This window comes from Streptomyces sp. NPDC014734, assembly GCF_043083325.1.
In the GTDB taxonomy this organism is placed as follows: Bacteria; Actinomycetota; Actinomycetes; order Streptomycetales; family Streptomycetaceae; genus Streptomyces.
In genome coordinates this window covers 23,354-39,792 of sequence record NZ_JBIBYN010000015.1, presented here as the reverse complement: position 1 = coordinate 39,792, position 16,439 = coordinate 23,354, and the positions used below count along the sequence as shown (strand labels likewise).

At 73.0% G+C, this 16,439-nt stretch carries 16 protein-coding genes; 8 read left to right on the top strand and 8 right to left on the bottom strand.

What is annotated here, in order from left to right; translation table 11 throughout:
• The first annotated feature begins 284 nt into the window (after positions 1-284).
• The 7 genes from ACF1CT_RS22965 to ACF1CT_RS22935 all read left to right on the top strand — a co-directional run bounded on the left by ACF1CT_RS22965 (position 285) and on the right by ACF1CT_RS22935 (position 8,835).
• Positions 285-1,721, top strand: coding sequence for an MFS transporter (locus ACF1CT_RS22965; RefSeq protein WP_391785783.1), 1,437 nt, complete (start codon positions 285-287; stop codon positions 1,719-1,721).
• Between the two features lie 84 nt (positions 1,722-1,805).
• Positions 1,806-3,383, top strand: a complete 1,578-nt coding sequence (locus ACF1CT_RS22960; protein WP_391785782.1) for an FGGY family carbohydrate kinase — start codon at positions 1,806-1,808, stop codon at positions 3,381-3,383.
• A 73-nt stretch (positions 3,384-3,456) separates the two neighbouring features.
• Complete coding sequence (locus tag ACF1CT_RS22955) at positions 3,457-5,130, top strand: FAD-dependent oxidoreductase (protein WP_391785781.1); 1,674 nt, start codon at positions 3,457-3,459, stop codon at positions 5,128-5,130.
• Positions 5,127-6,680 (top strand): FAD-binding oxidoreductase, encoded by a 1,554-nt coding sequence (locus ACF1CT_RS22950; protein WP_391785780.1) that lies wholly within the window; start codon positions 5,127-5,129, stop codon positions 6,678-6,680. Before ACF1CT_RS22955 ends, ACF1CT_RS22950 begins: the two co-directional genes overlap by 4 nt.
• 47 nt (positions 6,681-6,727) lie before the next feature.
• On the top strand, positions 6,728-7,390 hold the full coding sequence (locus tag ACF1CT_RS22945; RefSeq protein WP_391785779.1) for a glycerol-3-phosphate responsive antiterminator: 663 nt from the start codon (positions 6,728-6,730) through the stop codon (positions 7,388-7,390).
• Positions 7,391-7,396: 6 nt separating this feature from the next.
• Complete coding sequence (locus ACF1CT_RS22940; RefSeq protein WP_391785778.1) at positions 7,397-7,699, top strand: putative quinol monooxygenase; 303 nt, start codon at positions 7,397-7,399, stop codon at positions 7,697-7,699.
• Positions 7,696-8,835 carry a zinc-binding dehydrogenase gene (locus tag ACF1CT_RS22935; protein ID WP_391785777.1) on the top strand — a complete coding sequence of 380 codons (1,140 nt, stop codon included), beginning with the start codon at positions 7,696-7,698 and terminating at the stop codon, positions 8,833-8,835. Before ACF1CT_RS22940 ends, ACF1CT_RS22935 begins: the two co-directional genes overlap by 4 nt.
• 69 nt (positions 8,836-8,904) lie before the next feature.
• On the opposite strand, the gene ACF1CT_RS22930 is transcribed toward ACF1CT_RS22935, so the two are convergent.
• Both ACF1CT_RS22930 and ACF1CT_RS22925 read right to left on the bottom strand, forming a co-directional pair.
• A complete protein-coding gene (locus ACF1CT_RS22930) occupies positions 8,905-9,321 on the bottom strand; it encodes a nuclear transport factor 2 family protein (RefSeq protein ID WP_391785776.1) in 417 nt (138 codons plus the stop codon).
• 158 nt (positions 9,322-9,479) lie between these two features.
• Entirely contained in the window at positions 9,480-10,193 is a 714-nt protein-coding gene (locus ACF1CT_RS22925) for a class I SAM-dependent methyltransferase (protein ID WP_391785775.1), read from the bottom strand.
• Positions 10,194-10,414: 221 nt separating this feature from the next.
• Here ACF1CT_RS22925 and ACF1CT_RS22920 point away from each other — a divergent pair, with 221 nt between their 5' ends.
• Positions 10,415-11,641: an MFS transporter gene (locus ACF1CT_RS22920; RefSeq protein ID WP_391785774.1), complete on the top strand. Its 1,227-nt coding sequence runs from the start codon at positions 10,415-10,417 to the stop codon at positions 11,639-11,641.
• A gap of 185 nt (positions 11,642-11,826) precedes the next feature.
• Here the strand turns inward: ACF1CT_RS22920 and ACF1CT_RS22915 are convergent, their stop codons facing one another.
• Genes ACF1CT_RS22915 through ACF1CT_RS22890 form a run of 6 tightly spaced genes read right to left on the bottom strand, consistent with a single transcriptional unit; the run spans position 11,827 to position 16,295 of the window.
• Entirely contained in the window at positions 11,827-12,573 is a 747-nt protein-coding gene (locus ACF1CT_RS22915) for an urease accessory protein UreD (RefSeq protein ID WP_391785773.1), read from the bottom strand.
• Positions 12,570-13,313, bottom strand: coding sequence for an urease accessory protein UreG (gene ureG / locus ACF1CT_RS22910; RefSeq protein WP_391785772.1), 744 nt, complete (start codon positions 13,311-13,313; stop codon positions 12,570-12,572). Before ureG ends, ACF1CT_RS22915 begins: the two co-directional genes overlap by 4 nt.
• Positions 13,306-13,971: an urease accessory protein UreF gene (locus tag ACF1CT_RS22905; RefSeq protein ID WP_391785771.1), complete on the bottom strand. Its 666-nt coding sequence runs from the start codon at positions 13,969-13,971 to the stop codon at positions 13,306-13,308. Before ACF1CT_RS22905 ends, ureG begins: the two co-directional genes overlap by 8 nt.
• Positions 13,971-15,674: an urease subunit alpha gene (locus ACF1CT_RS22900; protein WP_391785770.1), complete on the bottom strand. Its 1,704-nt coding sequence runs from the start codon at positions 15,672-15,674 to the stop codon at positions 13,971-13,973. The genes ACF1CT_RS22905 and ACF1CT_RS22900 overlap by 1 nt, the downstream gene beginning before the upstream one ends.
• Position 15,675: 1 nt before the next feature.
• A complete protein-coding gene (gene ureB / locus ACF1CT_RS22895) occupies positions 15,676-15,996 on the bottom strand; it encodes an urease subunit beta (RefSeq protein WP_391785769.1) in 321 nt (106 codons plus the stop codon).
• Positions 15,993-16,295: an urease subunit gamma gene (locus ACF1CT_RS22890; RefSeq protein WP_391785768.1), complete on the bottom strand. Its 303-nt coding sequence runs from the start codon at positions 16,293-16,295 to the stop codon at positions 15,993-15,995. Before ACF1CT_RS22890 ends, ureB begins: the two co-directional genes overlap by 4 nt.
• Positions 16,296-16,439 lie beyond the last annotated feature (144 nt).

The following is a 16,439-nucleotide window of genomic DNA, read 5'->3' as shown; positions in this document are numbered from 1 at the left end:
CACCGCCTCCGCCGTCGTACCGGCCGGCACACCCCTCGGCCGGTACGACGGGCGCCGCCCGGCACCGTCACTTTTCGGTAACCTGGCCGAAACCCTTGACGTTTCTCCCGGCTCGTTCTTAACCTCACTGAACTGCGTAGTTGGCAGTTCCGGCAATTCACGTGCTGCGGCGCTTTCCGCAGTGTTTTGGCAGGCATAGACACAGACCACCTGTCGGTGGTTTCGTCATGCCTGTTTTTTCGTGCTCCCCGTGCCACCGATGGGTCTTCCTCGAAGGCGGATTCATGGCACAACGTCCGAGCGTCAAAGGCGTCGGCGACGTCGTTGCGCTCATCGATGGGCTGGGAAAGATCACCGGCCGGGCTCGGATCATCTGGTTCCTCGTGTTCGGCGGGCTGTTCCTCGACGCCTACTCGAACGCGGCGCTGAGCGCCGGTCTGGGGCCGATGACGACCCAGATGGAGCTCACCAGCACCCAGGTCTCGATCCTCACGGCCACCGCTCCGGCCCTGGCGATCATCTTCAACCCCGTCGGCGGCTGGCTCGCCACCCGCATCGGCCGTGTTCCCCCGCTGCTCATCGCCAAGGTGTTCGCGATCGCGGGCGCCCTGCTCGCCGCGTTCGCCGGTGACTTCACCGTCGTCTGGCTCGGCCGGGTCCTGGTGGGCGTCGCGTACGGCATCGACTTCGCGGTCGCCATGGCGCTGCTCGCCGAGTACACGCCCGCGAAGCTGGGCGGCCGGCTGAACCTGTGGCAGGCGGTCTGGTACGTCGCCACCACCAGCAACCTCGCGCTGGCCCTGGTCTTCTTCAACCTGGACGTCGGCGCCGACATCTGGCGCTGGTCGGTCGGCTCGGCCTCGGTCGTCGCCGTCGCGCTGCTGATCGGCCAGGCGCTGATGCTCAAGGAGAGCCCCACCTGGCTGGCCAGCAAGGGACGGCTCGACGAGTCGGTGGCCAACCTGGACCGGATCTACGGGATCAAGGCCGTCGCCGGCAGGCCCGACGAGGCGACCCGCGCCGCCACCGAGGCTCCCGCCATCGGGTTCCGCCAGGCCGGGCTCCTGTTCAAGGGCGAGTACCTGCCGCGCACCATCCTCTCCTCGGTGATCTCGCTCGGACAGTCGATGCAGTACTTCGCGGTCGGCTGGTACCTGCCGCTGATCAGCCTGACGATCTTCGGCGAGAGCTTCGAGAAGGCCACCATCGGCTCGATGGTGTTCAACGCCTTCGGTATCGCCGGCGGGCTGCTGTCCGCGTACTTCGGCCGCCGCCTCGGACTGCGGCTCAGCTCCGCGGCCGGTTTCGCCGGGGTCTTCGTCGCCCTGGTGGCGATGGGACTCACCTTCGAGAAGGTTCCCACCGCGGTGGCGTTCCTGCTGCCGGTGCTGTTCATCCTCTGCCACTCGGCGGGCCCCGGCGCCAACGGCAAGTCGATCGCCGCGCTCTCCTACAGCAGTGATGTCCGCGCGCTCGGCACCGGTGTCACCGGGATGGTCGGCAGCTTCGGCAGTGTCGTCGGACTGTATGTGTTCCCGCAGATCAAGGACTCGCTCGGACTCGCCGACACCTTCCTGGTGCTCTCCGTCGTGCCGCTGCTCGGTCTCCTCACCTGTCTGGTGATCAAGTGGGACCCGACGAAGGCCGCCTCGCCCGACGAGGTCGCCGGGCAGGACCACGACGCCGCCACGCCGTCCGCGTCGTCCGCGACCGCGCGCTGACCCGCCGTCCGGCCTGCCGCACCCCACCCACCCCCGTCCCTCCGTACGGCCTCGCTCGCGAGGGCTCGCATTGAAAGGGCTGCAATGACGCAGACGTTCCCCGGCGCCGCCCCACGGCGCGGTGTGCTGTCCATCGACGAGGGCACCACGGGCACCCGGGCCGGAGTCGTCCTCGACTCGGGCGCCGCCCACGAGGTGTTCTACCGCTCGATCAAGGTCAGCCATCCGGACGACCTCTCGGTCGAGCAGGACCCGATGGAGATCTGGACCGCCACCGTCGAGGTGGCGCGCCGGGCCGTCGGCCGGGCCCGCGAGGAGGGCATCGAGATCACCGCGGTCGCGCTGTCCACACAGCGGGCCACGGCGATGCTGTGGGACCGGGTCACCGGGCGGCCGCTGCTGCCCGCGGTGGTGTGGCAGGACCGGCGGTACGCGCACGAGCTCACCGCGTACGAGGAGGAGTGGGACGCCGCCCTGCTGTCCCGGCAGGGCCGGCCGGTCGGCGCCCGCGCCCCGTTCCTCTGGGCCGCCCGGCAGATCGCCGCGCACCCGGAGGTGGCCGCGGCGCACCGGGCCGGACGGCTCCTCTTCGGCACCGTCGACACCTGGCTGATCTGGCGCCTGACCGGCGGCGCCGTACACGCCACCACCCCGACCAACGCCGCCTCCAGCGGGGGCTACCTGCTGGAGCGGCACGCCTGGGACGAGGAGTGGATCGGCCACCTCGGCTTCCCCCTCGACCTGCTGCCCGAGCTCCGTTCCGACGACGCCGGGTTCGGCACCACCGACCCGGCCGCCCTCGGTATCGCCGTCCCGTTGGCCGCCTCCATGGGCGACCAGCACGCCGCGCTCGTCGCGCTCGGCGGTCTCGCCGCCGGGCAGGGCATGTGCGTGTACGGCACCGGCGCCTTCGTCGACGCGGCGACCGGCACCACGCCCGCCCTGCCCCGGCCGGACATCTCCGGGGTGCTCGCCCAGCCCGGCCGGCGGCAGGGCGACACCAGCCACTACAGCCTGGAGGCGTACACCTCCACCGCGGGTTCGGCGCTGCGCTGGCTCTGCGACGACCTGGGTCTGTTCGCATCGCCGAAGGAGCTCGGTGAGGAGGCGGGCCGGGTCCCCACCCGGCCGGGCCGCACCCCGCGTTTCGTCCCGGCGCTCGCCGGGGTCCGTACGCCGGTCTGGCACCCGGAGGCCACCGCCTCCCTCACCGGGCTCACCCTCGCCACCACCCGCGCCGACCTCGCCCGCGCCGTGCTCGACGGGATCGCGCACTCGGTGTGCGACCTGATCGACGGCGTCGCCGACACCATGGGCACCCCGTTCACCCGGCTCCGGGTCGGCGGCGGCGTCTCCGGCAGCGACCCGCTGATGCGGATCCAGGCCGACCTGACCGGCCTGCCGCTGGAACGGGTCTCCGACTCCGCCACCGCGAGCCTGCGCGGTACCGCCTACCTGGCCGGGGTCGCGCAGGGCCTGTGGTCCTCGCTGGAGGAGGTCGTCGAGGCGCAGCCGCACGGCCAGGTCTTCGAACCGTCGATCACGGCCGCCGAACGCACCGGACAGCGCGCCGCCTGGCGCGACGTGCTGATCGCCCACCTGAACGATCCCGCGCTGCTCCCCCTGCGGGAGGGCGCCCCCGAACCTCACACCCCCCACTGACGGCCCCGGCCGTCGCACCGGCGGCCCGCACACGATGACGCGGCCGCCAACCGAAACACCAGGAGTTGATGTTGTGATCACCATGCCCGCCCGGAAACCGCGGCGCAACGCCGCGGCGACCCGCCGGACGCCCCTGCTGCTCGACCGGGCGGCCCTCAAGCGCCGGCTGGCCGACGACACGTACGACGTGCTCGTCATCGGTGGTGGCATCACCGGGGCGTACGCCGTGCTCGACGCCGCCTCGCGCGGTCTGCGCGCGGCCCTGATCGAGAAGGACGACTTCGCCTCCGGCACCTCGTCGAAGTCGTCGAAGATGGTCCACGGCGGCCTGCGCTACATCGAGCAGGGCAACGTCAACCTGGTCCGCCACTCGCTCCTGGAACGCCACCGCTTCCGGAAGAACGCCCCGCACCTGGTGCACCGGCTGCCGTTCCTCTTCCCGATCCTGGAGAAGGAGGGCGTCTTCGACGCCCGCCTCGCCAAGGGCTTCGAGGGCCTGCTGTGGACGTACGACCTGGTCGGCGGCTGGCGGATCGGCAAGCTGCACCAGCGGCTCACCGTTCCCGAGGTCCTCGCCCAGGCGCCGACGCTGCGCGCCGAGAACCTCAAGGGCGGGCTGATGTACTTCGACGCCCGCACCGACGACGCCCGTCTCGTCCTCACCATCGTCCGTACCGCCGCCGCGCTCGGCGCGACGGTTCTCAACGGGGCGAAGGCCGAGGGCCTGCTGATGCAGATGGGCAAGGTGTCCGGCGCCCGGGTCTCGGCGGACGGCGACACCATCGACATCCGCGCCCGCGCCGTCGTCAACGCCACCGGCGTGTGGACCGACGAGCTGGACGCGAAGGCCGACGACGGCCACAAGCCGCAGGTGCGGCCCGCCAAGGGCGTCCACATCGTGGTGCCGTGGGACAAGGTCCGGATCAACTGCACGGTCACCGTGCCGATCCCCGGCCGGGCCCGCCGCGCGACCTGCACCCGCTGGGGCAACAGCGTCGTGCTGGGCACCACCGACGAGGACTACCAGGGCTCCCCGGACGACGTGCACTGCACCCGCGAGGAGATGGACTTCCTGCTGGAGGGCGCCAACACCGCCTTCGAGGGGAAGCTCACCCCGGACGACGTGGTCGGCTCCATCGGCGGCCTGCGCCCGCTGGTCGGCGGCAAGGAGGGCGCCACCCTCGACATGCGCCGCGACCACCACATCACCATCGGCCGCACCGGCATGGTGACGGTGACCGGCGGCAAGCTCACCACCAGCCGGCACATGGGCGAACTCGTCATCGACAAGGTGATGACGGTCCTCGGCCGCAAGGGGAAGAGCCGTACCGGCGACCTCCCGCTGCTGGGCGGCGCCGGTTACGACTCCGAGGCCGTCGCCGCGTCCGGCGGCATCGCCGCGCACCTCGGCGAGCGCTTCGGCACCGAGGCCCGGTTCGTCGGCGACCTCATCCAGGAGGACCCGTCGCTCGCCGCTCCGGTCGTCGCGGGACTCCCCTACACCGGGGCGGAGGTCGTGTACGCGGCCCGCGCCGAGCTCGCCCGTTCGGTCGACGACGTCCTCTCCCGCCGCACCCGTGCCCGGCTGTTCGCCCGGGACGCGTCCGTGGAGGCGGCCGAGGCCGTCGGCGCGATCCTCGGCCGGGAACTGAACCTCACTCAGACGCAGGTCGAACGCTCGGTCGCCGAGTACCTCGCAGCCGTCCGTCACGAAAAGTCCGTACTCCTCGAAGGGGCAGCAGCATGATCAGCCGTCAGACCATCACCCACCCGTTCAACCGGGGCAACTACACCGTCGGCGCCCCCAGCTTCGCCAAGTGGGCGCAGAACACCCCGATCGGCGACGGCGAGGCCGCGCTCCAGGTGGACCCGGTCGAGGTCCCGGAGTCCGTGGTGGAGGCGCTGCGCGAGGTCGCTCACGCGGTCCACACCTCCCGCGACGAGGTCGTCACCCGGACCCGCGACTGGTGGGCCGGTTCGATGATCGGCGAGACCGAGGGCCGTCCCGCGACCCCGGACGCCGTGGTCGTCGAGGCCGCCGACGCCGACCAGGTCGCCGCCGTGCTGCGGATCTGCCACGAGGCCGGTGTCCCGGTCACCCCGTCCGCCGGCCGCTCCAACGTCACCGGCGCGGCGCTGCCCGTCTTCGGCGGCGTCGTCCTGGACGTGTGCGGACTGAACGAGATCACCGGCTTCGACGCCGAGTCGAACCTCGTGGACGTCCAGGCCGGCATGTTCGGCGACCTCTTCGAGAAGCAGCTCCAGGAGGAGTACGGCGTCACCACCGGCCACTGGCCGTCCGCGTTCGCCGTCTCCACCGTCGGCGGCTGGATCGCCTGCCGGGGCGCCGGCCAGCTCTCCACCCGGTACGGCAAGATCGAGGACATGGTCGTCGGCGTTGACGTCGTGCACGCGGACGGCACCCGCGCCACCTACGGCGACTACGCCCGCGCCGCGGTCGGCCCGGACCTGCGCCAGTTGTTCGTCGGCTCCGAGGGCACCCTCGGCGTCATCGTCTCGGCCCGGCTGCGGGTCCACCCGCTGCCGGAGTACGCCTCCGCCGCCGCGTACGGCTTCGCGACCTTCGCCCAGGGCCTGGAGGCCTGCCGCCGGATCATGCAGCGCGGCGCCACCCCGGCCGTCCTGCGCCTGTACGACGCCCTGGAGTCGGGCACCCACTTCGGCCACCCGGAGACCAACCTCCTGCTGATCGCGGACGAGGGCGACCCGGCGATCGTGGACGCCTCGATCGCGGTCGCCAGGGAGGTCTGCGAGGAGTACGGCCCCGAGCTGGACAGCCGGGCCGTCTTCGAGCGCTGGCTGGACGAGCGGATGCTGGTCGGCAAGTCCGCCGACGGCTTCAAGCCCGGCCCGGGCTTCGTCGCCGACACCCTGGAGATGGCTGCGTCCTGGACCGACCTCCCGGTGATCTACAACGAGGTGGTCGCCGCGATCCAGGCGGTGGACGGCACCCTGGCCGCCTCGGCCCACCAGTCGCACGCCTACACCGACGGCGCCTGCGTCTACTTCTCGCTGCGCGGGAACGTGGCGCCCGAGGCGCGCCGCGACTGGTACCGCGCGGTGTGGGACGCCGCCAACGCCGTGCTCATCAAGCACGCGGCGGCGCTCAGCCACCACCACGGCTGCGGTCTGCTGCGCGGCCCCTACCTGGAGGAAGCCCTCGGGGCCGGCTTCGCGACGTTCGTCGCGGTGAAGAAGGCCCTGGACCCGGCGGGCATCCTCAACCCTGGCAAACTGGGCCTTCCCAGCCGATTCGGTACGTCCCCGCTGAGCTGACCCGGCCTCGGCGCCACGAACCCCTCCTTCCCAGGCAGGCCCTTGCCATGACCCCTTCCCCGTCCCGGTCCGTCGCCCCGCTCGACCCCCGGCTCGCCTCCGCGCTCGCCGAGGTCCCGGTGGTCGCGTCGGTCGTCGGCACCCAGCCGCTGCGGCAGTTCCTCACCGCACCGGCCAGGGTGTGCATCGTCGCGTCGCTCGCGGTGGGGCAACTGCCCCAGGTCGTGCCGGCGCTGGGCCGGGCGGGGAAGACCGTGTTCGTGAACGTGGACAGCAGCCCCGGTCTGGCCCAGGACCGGGGCGCGCTGGAGTTCATCAAGAACATGGGCGCCCACGGCGTGGTCAGCACCCGGCTCTCCCTCATAGAGAAGGGCAGGCCGCTCGGCCTGCTGACGATGATGAAGGTGTTCGTCACCGACCGGTCCAATCTGCGCCGCTCCACGGACGCGATCTCGCGCGGGGCGCCGGACCTGGTCGAAGTCATGCCCGCCCCGATCGTCGCCCGGATGAGCGCGCAGGCACAGCGCGCGATGTCCCCGTCGGTCGCCGCGGGCTTCGTGGAGACCCCCGCGGACGTGGCGCTGGCCCTGGCCCTCGGGTCCGTCGCCGCCGCCACGTCCGACCCCCGCCTCTGGAGCCTGCGCCGCGACCAGCTTCCGCCGGTCCCGCCCGCCGCGCTCAAGAGGCCCGCCGCACCACCCCAGGAGTAAGTCCCCATGTCCTACGTCGTCGTCGCCCGCTACCGCACCAGGGAGGGCGAGGAGAACACCGTCCTCCCCCTGCTCGACACCATGGCCGCCGCCTCCCGCCAGGAGCCGGGCAACCTCGCCTACCGCGTCCACCAGGGCGTCGAGGACCCGCGGGCGATCGTGCTCTACGAGGAGTACACCTGCGAGGCCGACTTCACCGCGCACTGCGCCACGCCCCACTTCCAGGAGATCGTGCTCGGCAAGGTCGTCCCGCTGCTGGAGAGCCGTGACGTGCTGCGCTGCGCCCCGCGTCCCGAGGCGCGGGCATGAGGACCCGTGCGGTGGTGCTGCGCGGAGTGTCGACCGCCCGCCCCTACTCCGCGACCCGCCCGGTCGAGGTGGAGGAGCTGGAGCTCGGCGCACCGCGCGAGGGCGAGGTGCTGGTCCGGATCGCGGCGGCCTCGCTCTGCCACTCGGACCTGTCGGTGGTCAACGGCGACCGGGTCCGTCCGCTGCCGATGGCACTGGGCCACGAGGCCGTCGGGGTCGTGCGGGAGACCGGGCCGGGCGTCGGCCGGGTGCGTCCCGGTGACCACGTGGCCCTGGTCTTCGTGCCGAGCTGCGGCTTCTGCGCCGACTGCGCGGCAGGCAGGCCCGCGCTGTGCGCGCAGGCCGCCGCGGCGAACGGCTCGGGCGGTCTGCTGCACGGCCCGTCGCTGCTGACCGACGCCTCCGGCGAGCCGGTCCACCACCAGCTGGGCGTCTCCGCGTTCTCCGAGCACGCGGTGCTCGCCCAGGAGTCGGTGGTGCCGATCCCGAAGGACATCCCGTTCGCGGTGGCGTCGATGTTCGGCTGCGCGGTCCTCACCGGTGCCGGGGCCGTCATCAACACGGCGGCCCTGCGCCCCGGCCAGTCGGCCGTGGTCTACGGCCTGGGCGGGGTGGGACTCTCCGCGGTGCTGGGCGCCCGCGCGGCCGGGGCGTACCCGGTCGTCGCCGTCGACCCGGTCGCGGAGAAGCGGGAGCTGGCCCTGCGGCTGGGCGCGACCCATGCCTTCGCCCCCGGCGAGGCGGTCGGGGCGGTCCGCGAGCTCACCTCCGGCGGCGCCGAGGTGGCGGTCGAGGCGGTGGGCAGCCCGAAGGTGATGGCCGAATGCCTGACGGCCGTCGCCCGGGGCGGCAAGGTCGTCTCGGTGGGTCTGCCCGCACCCGACCGGGTGCTGGAGGTCCCGGCGCTGGCGTTCGCGGGCGAGGGCAAGTCCCTGCTGGGCTCGTACATGGGCGACGCGGTCCCGCGCCGCGACATCCCCCGGTTCCTGGACCTGTGGCGGGCCGGTCTGATGCCGGTGGAGCGGATGCACACCGGCACCCTGCCGCTGACCGGCATCAACGCGGCGATGGAGGAGCTGGCCTCGGGCCGGGCGATCCGTCAGGTCATCGACACCTCGGGGATGCTGGACGTCTGACCCGGACGGCCCGACGGCCCCCGTCCGTGCGCGGAGGGGGCCGTCGGGCCGCGCCGTTCGCGCACCGGTTCAGCCGTCCCGGCCGTCGGTGCCGGGAGCCACGCGCCGCGGGGCCGCCTCGCGGCGGGCGATGCGCCATCCCCGTTCGCCGCGCACGACCACGTCGTCGTAGGTCACGCTGCCGCAACTGCCGTCGGCCCGCACGCCGATCCCCTTGGACCGGGCCAGCACCCGTCCGTCGTCCAGGCCGGTGAGGACGATGTTGGTGACGTGGTGGCCGATCGGACCGCGCCCGCCCATCGCCCCCGCCGCGTCCCGCACGGCCTCGACCCCCCGCATCTCGCCATGGCCCAGGGCCGAGGCGTCGTAGACGACATCGGCGGTGAACACCTCGTCCAGACGGCCGGGTTCGCCGTCGTCGAGCAGGTGCCCGTGCAGGCCGATCAGTTCGGTGATGGCCATCCGGTCCTCGGCTGCAAGCATCATCGCCGGCCCTTTCGTCGGTTCGTCGGCTCTCGCGACAGTCCGGCAGTTATACGGCGCGCGTCCCCCGAAGGCACCGCCGGGACGGCGGGGACGCGCGGTCGCGGCAGGTGGAGTTCAGTCCGACGGAGCAGTCGGCCGCCGGTTCCCGGCGGTTCCGCTCAGCCCGCCGGGTGCGGATCGCGGCGGTCGCGCCACACCAGTGTGTATCGCCAGAACAGCCGGCGCCGGAGACGGGCCCCCGGCAGCACCCGGCGCGCCTCGCGGACGGTCTCCGGGAACGTCGTCGAGGCCGGGCGGGTGCGGGCCGTCATCGAAGCCGGGCGGGGCGAGGGGCGCCCCTTGTTCCTGATCCAGCCCGTTGCCGCGTTCAGCGGTACGGAGACGAGGGCCAGCAGGAAGTCCACCCGGGTCGACTCCCGGGCGAGGCCCACCACCACGAGGGTCCCGCCGGGTGCCAGCCGCTCCCGGAAGGCGGTGAGCGCGTCGGTGAGCGGCAGGTGGTGGAGGACGGCGACGCAGGTGATCGCGTCGTACGGGCCGTACGGCGCCCCGTCCGGTGCCTCGGCGACGGCGAATGTCACCGGGCCGTCGGGGCCGGTGAGTTCACGGGCCCGGGCCACGATCTCCGGGTCGGCGTCGATGCCGTCCACCGCCCTCGCCCGGGTGGCCAGGAGCCGGGCCAGGTCCCCGCTGCCGGACCCGACGTCCAGGGCCCGGTCGCAGCGGGCGGGGAGCTGCCGCAGGATCCACCGGTGGAAGTGGGCGTTGTGGTCCCAGGGATGGGCCGCGTTGAAACGGTCGAGTGCCCGAAGGAGCCGGTGCGCGGGCCCGGGGCGGTCGTGGGGGCCGGGCGTACCGGGGGAGGACGACATGGGCGCAGACCCTATCGGAGGCCCGGCCGCGGCCTCCGGCGGACCGGGCACGTCCCCCGGGTCGATGCCGGTTCGGGGCCCTGCTAGATTTCCAGGCATGTTCCTCCCCTGTGTGTAGGACCCCGTGACGGACGCACCCCCGCCGAGCCGGGTGCGTCGCTCCGGTGTCCCCGCATGCCCGCAGCGCCGCACTTCGCGCTGCCCTCACGAGGAACGTCCTCATGCTTTCGCCCACTCCGGCGCCTTCGCGCGCCCCTTCCTACGTCGCGGTCCTGCGCACCCCGCAGGCCGCCCGCGCCTTCGGTGCCGTCCTGCTGGGGCGGCTGTCGTACGGTACGGCTCCGCTCGCCCTGATGCTGGCGGTGAAGGACACCACCGGCTCCTACTCCGCGGCCGGCGCGGTCATGGCCCTGTTCGGGGCGACCAGTGTCTTCCTCTCCCCCGCCCGTGCCGCGCTGATCGACCGGTACGGACCGCGCCGGGCGCTGCCGCCGATGGCGGCCGCGTACGCGGCACTGCTCACCGCCCTCACGTACGCCACCTGGGGGCCGGGGGCCTCTTCGTCGCTGCTGGGGGCACTCGCCGTGGCGGCGGGCGCCTGCACTCCGCCGCTGGGGCCGGTGATGCGGACCCTGTGGAGCGAACTGCTCCCGGACCGGGAGCTGTTGCGGCGCGCCTACAGTCTGGACGGCGTCGCCGAGGAACTCATGTTCGTCACCGGCCCGTTGCTGGTCGGGGTGTTGATCCGGTACACCGTTCCGGCGGCGGGTGTGGCGGTCGGCGCCGGGCTCGTGCTGGTGGGCGTCCTCGCCCTGGTGTCCTCCCCCGCGCTGCGGGCCATCGGCACGCCCGCCCGGTCCTCGTCGTCGGGGAAGACCACCGGATGGCGGCTGCTGGGGGTGGCGGGGCTGCGGCACGCCGCGCTGGTTGCCGCGGCCGTCGGGCTGTGCCTGGGGGCGCTGGATCTGCTGGTGGTGGCGTTCACCGAGCAGCACGGGCGGGGCGGTGCGGTGGCCTGGGTGCTGGCCGCGCTCTCCGCGGGCAGCGCGGTCGGCGGGCTGGCGTACGGTGCCGTCCGCTGGCGCGGGTCGAACCGCTCGCGGCTGCCGGTCCCGGCCGTCGGGCTGGGGGCGGCGATGGTCCTGGCGGGGCTGTCGCCCGGGGTGTACGCGCTGGTCGCGGTGGTCGCGGTCGCGGGGGTCTTCGTCGCCCCGGCGCTGACCACGGCGTATCTCGTCGCCGACGAGTCGGTGGACCCCGCCGTGCGCACGCAGGCCGGTGCGTGGGTCAACACGGCCGTCAACGCGGGTACGTCCGTCGGCACCGCGGTGGTGGGACTGCTGGTGGACCGGTTGTCACCCGCCGTCTGCTTCGCGCTCGCGGCGGTGCCGGCGCTGCTGTGCGCGGCCGTGGTGGCGCGCGGTGCGGTCGAGCGGTCACGGCGCTAAGGGCTGTCCCGCGGTGTGCTGTCGGGGCCCGGTCTTCCTCCCGGGCTCCGGCAGCACACCGTGCGGGGCACCCGGGGCCGGTCGGCCGCCGGGCGTCCCGCGCTTCCCGTGTCCCCGGACCAAATCGCCGCCCGGGGCGGGGACGGAACGCGCGGGCCACGGGCCCGGACCGGGCCGGCAGGCCCTCAGGCCGCCGCCCAGTCGTCCCAGACGGCCGTGAGTTCCGCCTCGACCGCCGGAGCCACGGTGTCCAGCAGCCGGACCTGGGCTCCCGGTCCGGCCAGTTCGGTGCGGTACGGATGTGACGGGCCCGCGGGGGCGGAGCCGAGCGAGGTGACAGCGCCGATGATCCGGTGGGGCCCCAGGACGCCGGGGAGCTCACGGACCTCCGGGTCCGTCAGGTCCAGGTCCTCGACCAGCAGCTCGCGCCCGTCGTACGTGACCCGGGTGGTGGCCCGCACGCTGCCGCCGCGCTCGCCCGAGCGCCCCAGGACCAGGGTGTCCCGCCACAGCATGCGCGCACCCGCCGCCAGGACCACGTCCATGGAACGGACCACCCGGGCACCGTCGCAGACCACGAACGGCTTCCCGTCCCAGTGCAGTTCACCGCCCTCGGCGATGTCGACCCGGGCCCGCCACGTCGACGCGCCGCCGCGGTGGTGGTAGGCGACGAGGCCTGACGGTTCGACGAGTTCCAGGCGCGCCCCCGGCCCGACCGAGACCCGCAGCCGCAGTTCGTCGCCCGCGAGGAGCCCGGCCCGGGTCCCGACCAGGGCGATCCGCACCCGGTCGGGGGCGGGCACCAGTGGGCGGGGCGCGAGGAAGGCTCCGGGGCTCAGGTCACGGACGAGGTGACGGCCCGTGGGATCCCGTTCCACGGCGACGACCGTGGGGTCGGCCGGTTCGGTCGCGGTCGTCGTGACGCCGGTCACGAGTCGTGGCTGTGGCTGTGCGGTGCCATCGGTCCCGGGTCGGTGGGCACGAGGGTGCCGGCACGGTGACGGGCCAGCACGGACCGTACCCAGTCGGCGAGTTCGGCGATCGACGCCGGGTCGTGCTTGGAGAGCGCGAGGACCGGCAGGCCGCCCCGGGCGCCGCGGGCGTCGGCGACCATGGCCTCCACGTCGACCTCGACGTGGGGCGCCAGGTCGGTCTTGTTGACGATCAGGAGGTCGGCGCCGGTGATGCCGGGGCCGCCCTTGCGCGCGACGTCGCCGCCGCCCGCCACGTCGATGCAGAACAGCTGGGCATCGGCGAGCGCGGGGCTGAACGTCGCGGTGAGGTTGTCGCCGCCGCTCTCCACGAGCACCAGGTCGAGCGGGCCGAACTCCTCCTCCAGGTCCTCGACGGCGTCGAGGTTGGCGCTGACGTCGTCACGGATCGCGGTGTGCGGGCAGGCACCGGTCTCCACCGCGCGGATGCGTGCGGTCGGCAGGACACCGGCCGAACGGAGGAAGCGGGCGTCCTCGTCGGTGTAGATGTCGTTGGTGACGACGGCCATGGCGAGTTCACCGGCGAGTTCCCGGCACAGGGTGGCGAGGATCGAGCTCTTGCCGGTGCCGACGGGCCCGGCGACCCCGAGCCTCAGGGCGCGCGGCGCACCGGACGGGTACGGGGAGCGCCGGTCGTGGTCGTGGTGGGGGTGCTGGTGGGTGTGCCGCTGGTCAGGCAAGGAAGAGTCTCCGTTCTCGTCGTGCGTGTTCGAGGGCCCACTGTTCGGTGAGCGGGGGTGTACGGGCGGGCAGTTCGTCCGGGCTCCGTACGGCGAGGGCCTCGTCCACCGCGGCCGCGGCGTCCGGCTCGGCGGCCAGGATCCAGGCGACGGTGTCGAGGGGGTCACCGGGCAGCAGTTTGAGTGCCGCCGAGGTGATGGTCTGGAGTTCGTCGTAGACGACACCGCGGGCGAGGTCCTCCTCGGACACCCGCATCACGGCTCCGAGCGCGCCGAGCGTGACCGGCCGCAGCGGGCGCGGGCGCATCACGGCCAGGGCCGTGACCGCCGGGTGGTCCGGGGCGAGCCGTCGCGCGAGGCGGTGCACGCCGCGGCCGAGGGTCGCCGACGCCTCGCGCAGGGGTGCGGCGGGGGTCCGGGCGGCGAGGGCGCGTTGCACCGGTCCGTAGTCCACCGGGTCCCCTCCGGCGGCCCGCAGGGCGAGCACGGCGGCTGCGGCCTCGGTGACGGCGGCGGTGCTCAGCCGGGCCCTCAGCAGGGCGGGGACGTGGTCGCGGGTGAGGCCCGCGGCGACGGCCGGTTCGAGTCCGGCGCTGTAGGTGTACGCGCCGACCGGGAGGCGTCCGTCGCCGAGCAGCAGAGGTGCGAGTCCGGCCATCAGAACATGGCGTACCGCTGGGCCAGCGGCAGTTCGGTGGCGGGCGCGGGTTCGACGAGTTCCCCGTCGATCCGGATGGCGAAGGTCTCCGGGTCGACGTCGATCTCCGGCAGCGCCGTGTTGTTCGGCAGATCCGCCTTGGTGAGGTGGCGGGTGGGCCGTACCGCCACCAACTCCCTTTCCAGTCCGAGTCGTTCGGCGAGTCCGTCCTCCAGGGCGGCCGGGGCGACGAAGCTGACGGAGAGGTGCGGGGCGGCGCCCGCGGCGGCGGTGGGACGCAGCAGCACGGGCTGGGTGGTGGGGATCGCGGCGTTGGCGTCGCCGAGGGGTGCGTACACCACCATGCCGCCCTTGATCACGGCGGCGGGACGGATGCCGAAGAAGGCGGGGTCCCACAGCACCAGGTCGGCGAGCTTGCCGGGTTCGACGGAGCCGACGACGTGGTCGATGCCGTGCGCGACGGCGGGGCAGATCGTGTACTTGGCGACGTAGCGGCGGGCGCGTTCGTTGTCGGCGGGCAGTTCGCCGCCGCGGTCGCCGAAGCGCTGCTTCATGGTGTGGGCGACCTGCCAGGTGCGGCAGATCACCTCGCCGATGCGGCCCATGGCCTGGGCGTCGGAGGAGGTGATGGAGAGGGCGCCGATGTCGTGCAGGACGTCCTCGGCGGCGATGGTGGTGGCGCGGATGCGGGACTCGGCGAAGGCGAGGTCCTCGGGGACGCGCGGGTTGAGGTGGTGGCAGACCATCAGCATGTCGAGGTGTTCGGCGACGGTGTTGACGGTGTGCGGGAGGGTGGGGTTGGTCGACGCCGGGAGGATGTGGGGGTGGGAGGCGACCGTGATGATGTCGGGTGCGTGGCCGCCGCCCGCGCCCTCCGCGTGGAAGACGTGGATGCCGCGTCCGGCGATGGCGTCGAGGGTGCCCTCGACGTAGCCGACCTCGTTGAGGCTGTCGGCGTGCAGGGCGACCTGGAGGCCGTAGGCGTCGGCCGCCTTCAGCGCGGCGTCGATGGCGGCGGGGGTGGCGCCCCAGTCCTCGTGGACCTTGTAGCCCCCGGCGCCGGCGAGCGCCGCCTCGCGCAGCGCCTCCTCGCCGACGGTGGAGCCCTTGCCGAACAGCATGATGTTGAGCGGGACGCGGTCCAGGGAGCGGTGCATCATCGCGAGGTGCCGGGCACCGGGGGTGACGGTGGTGGCCTTGGATCCCTCGGTGGCGCCGGTGCCGCCGCCGATGACGGTGGTGGTGCCGGTGGCGAGGGCCTCGTGCAGTGTCTCCGGCATCAGGAAGTGGACGTGGGTGTCGATGGCCCCGGCGGTGAGGATCCGGCCCTCGCCGGAGACCACGTCGGTGCCGGGCCCGATCACCAGGTCGGGGTGGACGCCGTCGCTGATGTCGGGGTTGCCGGATCGTCCGAGGGCCACGATGCGGCCGTCCCGTACGCCGACGTCGGTCTTGACGATGCCCCAGTGGTCGAGGACCACGACGTTGGTGATGACGAGGTCGAGGGCGCCGTCGGCGCGCGAGGTGGTGGCCTGGCCCATGGATTCGCGGATGGACTTGCCGCCGCCGAAGACTGACTCGTCGCCGCCGAAGCAGCGGTCCTCCTCGACCTCGATCCACAGGTCGGTGTCGGCGAGGCGGACCCGGTCACCGGTGGTGGGCCCGTAGAGCGACGCGTAGGCCGCCCGGGTTATTTCTGCCATGTCACATGTCATCCATTCGTGCGGTCCGAGTGCCGGGCACCACGATGCCGGGCACCTCCCGACGGCCGCCCAGTTCGACGAGGAAGACCTCGGCGCCCACCCCGGGCTCGAAGCGCAGGGACGTCCCGGAGGGAATATCGAGCCGGAATCCCTCGGTCAGGGACCTCTCGAAAGAAAGTGCCGGATTCGCGTCGGGAAAATGCAGATGCGATCCGATCTGAATGGGACGGTCGCCCTCATTCACCACCGTCACCTGAATCCGGGCACGCGTGTCGTTGATTTTCAGTACGCCGGAACCGGTCCGGATCTCACCCGGGATCACGGGATCGGCGAGGTGATCGTGACGAGCTTGCGCCCGTCCGGGAAGGTCGCCTCGACCTGGACGTCATGAAGCATCTCGGGGACACCTTCCAGCACGTCAGCGCGGGTGAGGACAGTACGGCCCTCAGTCATCAGGTCACTGACGAGGGCGCCCTCGCGGGCGCGTTCCATCGCCCAGCAGGAAAGCAGCGCGACGGCCTCCGGGTAATTGAGCAGCACGCCGCGCCCGCGGCGGTCGCGGGCGACCATTCCGGCGACGCTCAGCAGCAATTTCTCCGTGTCGGACGGAGTGAGAAACATGGGAAACCTCCGCGGCCGGCAGTCCCCGGAATTCCCGGAATCGCTTCGGCCACGTTCCTCTTATAAGCCTCCGGGTGCCGCCGTGGCAACTCGCACCGCACCGCGATAAGTCCCTTTCTCTCCTTATCGCCCACCATATACGGG

Excerpts from the sequence above, each read along its gene's own strand:
- ACF1CT_RS22940 (WP_391785778.1), top strand. The coding sequence starts at position 7,397 with ATGTCCTACGTCGTCGTCGCCCGCTACCGCACCAGGGAGGGCGAGGAG.
- ACF1CT_RS22920 (WP_391785774.1), top strand. The coding sequence starts at position 10,415 with ATGCTTTCGCCCACTCCGGCGCCTTCGCGCGCCCCTTCCTACGTCGCG.
- ACF1CT_RS22935 (WP_391785777.1), top strand. The coding sequence starts at position 7,696 with ATGAGGACCCGTGCGGTGGTGCTGCGCGGAGTGTCGACCGCCCGCCCC.
- ACF1CT_RS22905 (WP_391785771.1), bottom strand. The coding sequence starts at position 13,971 with ATGGCCGGACTCGCACCTCTGCTGCTCGGCGACGGACGCCTCCCGGTC.
- ACF1CT_RS22960 (WP_391785782.1), top strand. The coding sequence starts at position 1,806 with ATGACGCAGACGTTCCCCGGCGCCGCCCCACGGCGCGGTGTGCTGTCC.
- ACF1CT_RS22890 (WP_391785768.1), bottom strand. The coding sequence starts at position 16,295 with ATGTTTCTCACTCCGTCCGACACGGAGAAATTGCTGCTGAGCGTCGCC.
- ACF1CT_RS22945 (WP_391785779.1), top strand. The coding sequence starts at position 6,728 with ATGACCCCTTCCCCGTCCCGGTCCGTCGCCCCGCTCGACCCCCGGCTC.
- ACF1CT_RS22965 (WP_391785783.1), top strand. The coding sequence starts at position 285 with ATGGCACAACGTCCGAGCGTCAAAGGCGTCGGCGACGTCGTTGCGCTC.
- ACF1CT_RS22930 (WP_391785776.1), bottom strand. The coding sequence starts at position 9,321 with ATGATGCTTGCAGCCGAGGACCGGATGGCCATCACCGAACTGATCGGC.
- ACF1CT_RS22925 (WP_391785775.1), bottom strand. The coding sequence starts at position 10,193 with ATGTCGTCCTCCCCCGGTACGCCCGGCCCCCACGACCGCCCCGGGCCC.
- ACF1CT_RS22950 (WP_391785780.1), top strand. The coding sequence starts at position 5,127 with ATGATCAGCCGTCAGACCATCACCCACCCGTTCAACCGGGGCAACTAC.
- ACF1CT_RS22900 (WP_391785770.1), bottom strand. The coding sequence starts at position 15,674 with ATGGCAGAAATAACCCGGGCGGCCTACGCGTCGCTCTACGGGCCCACC.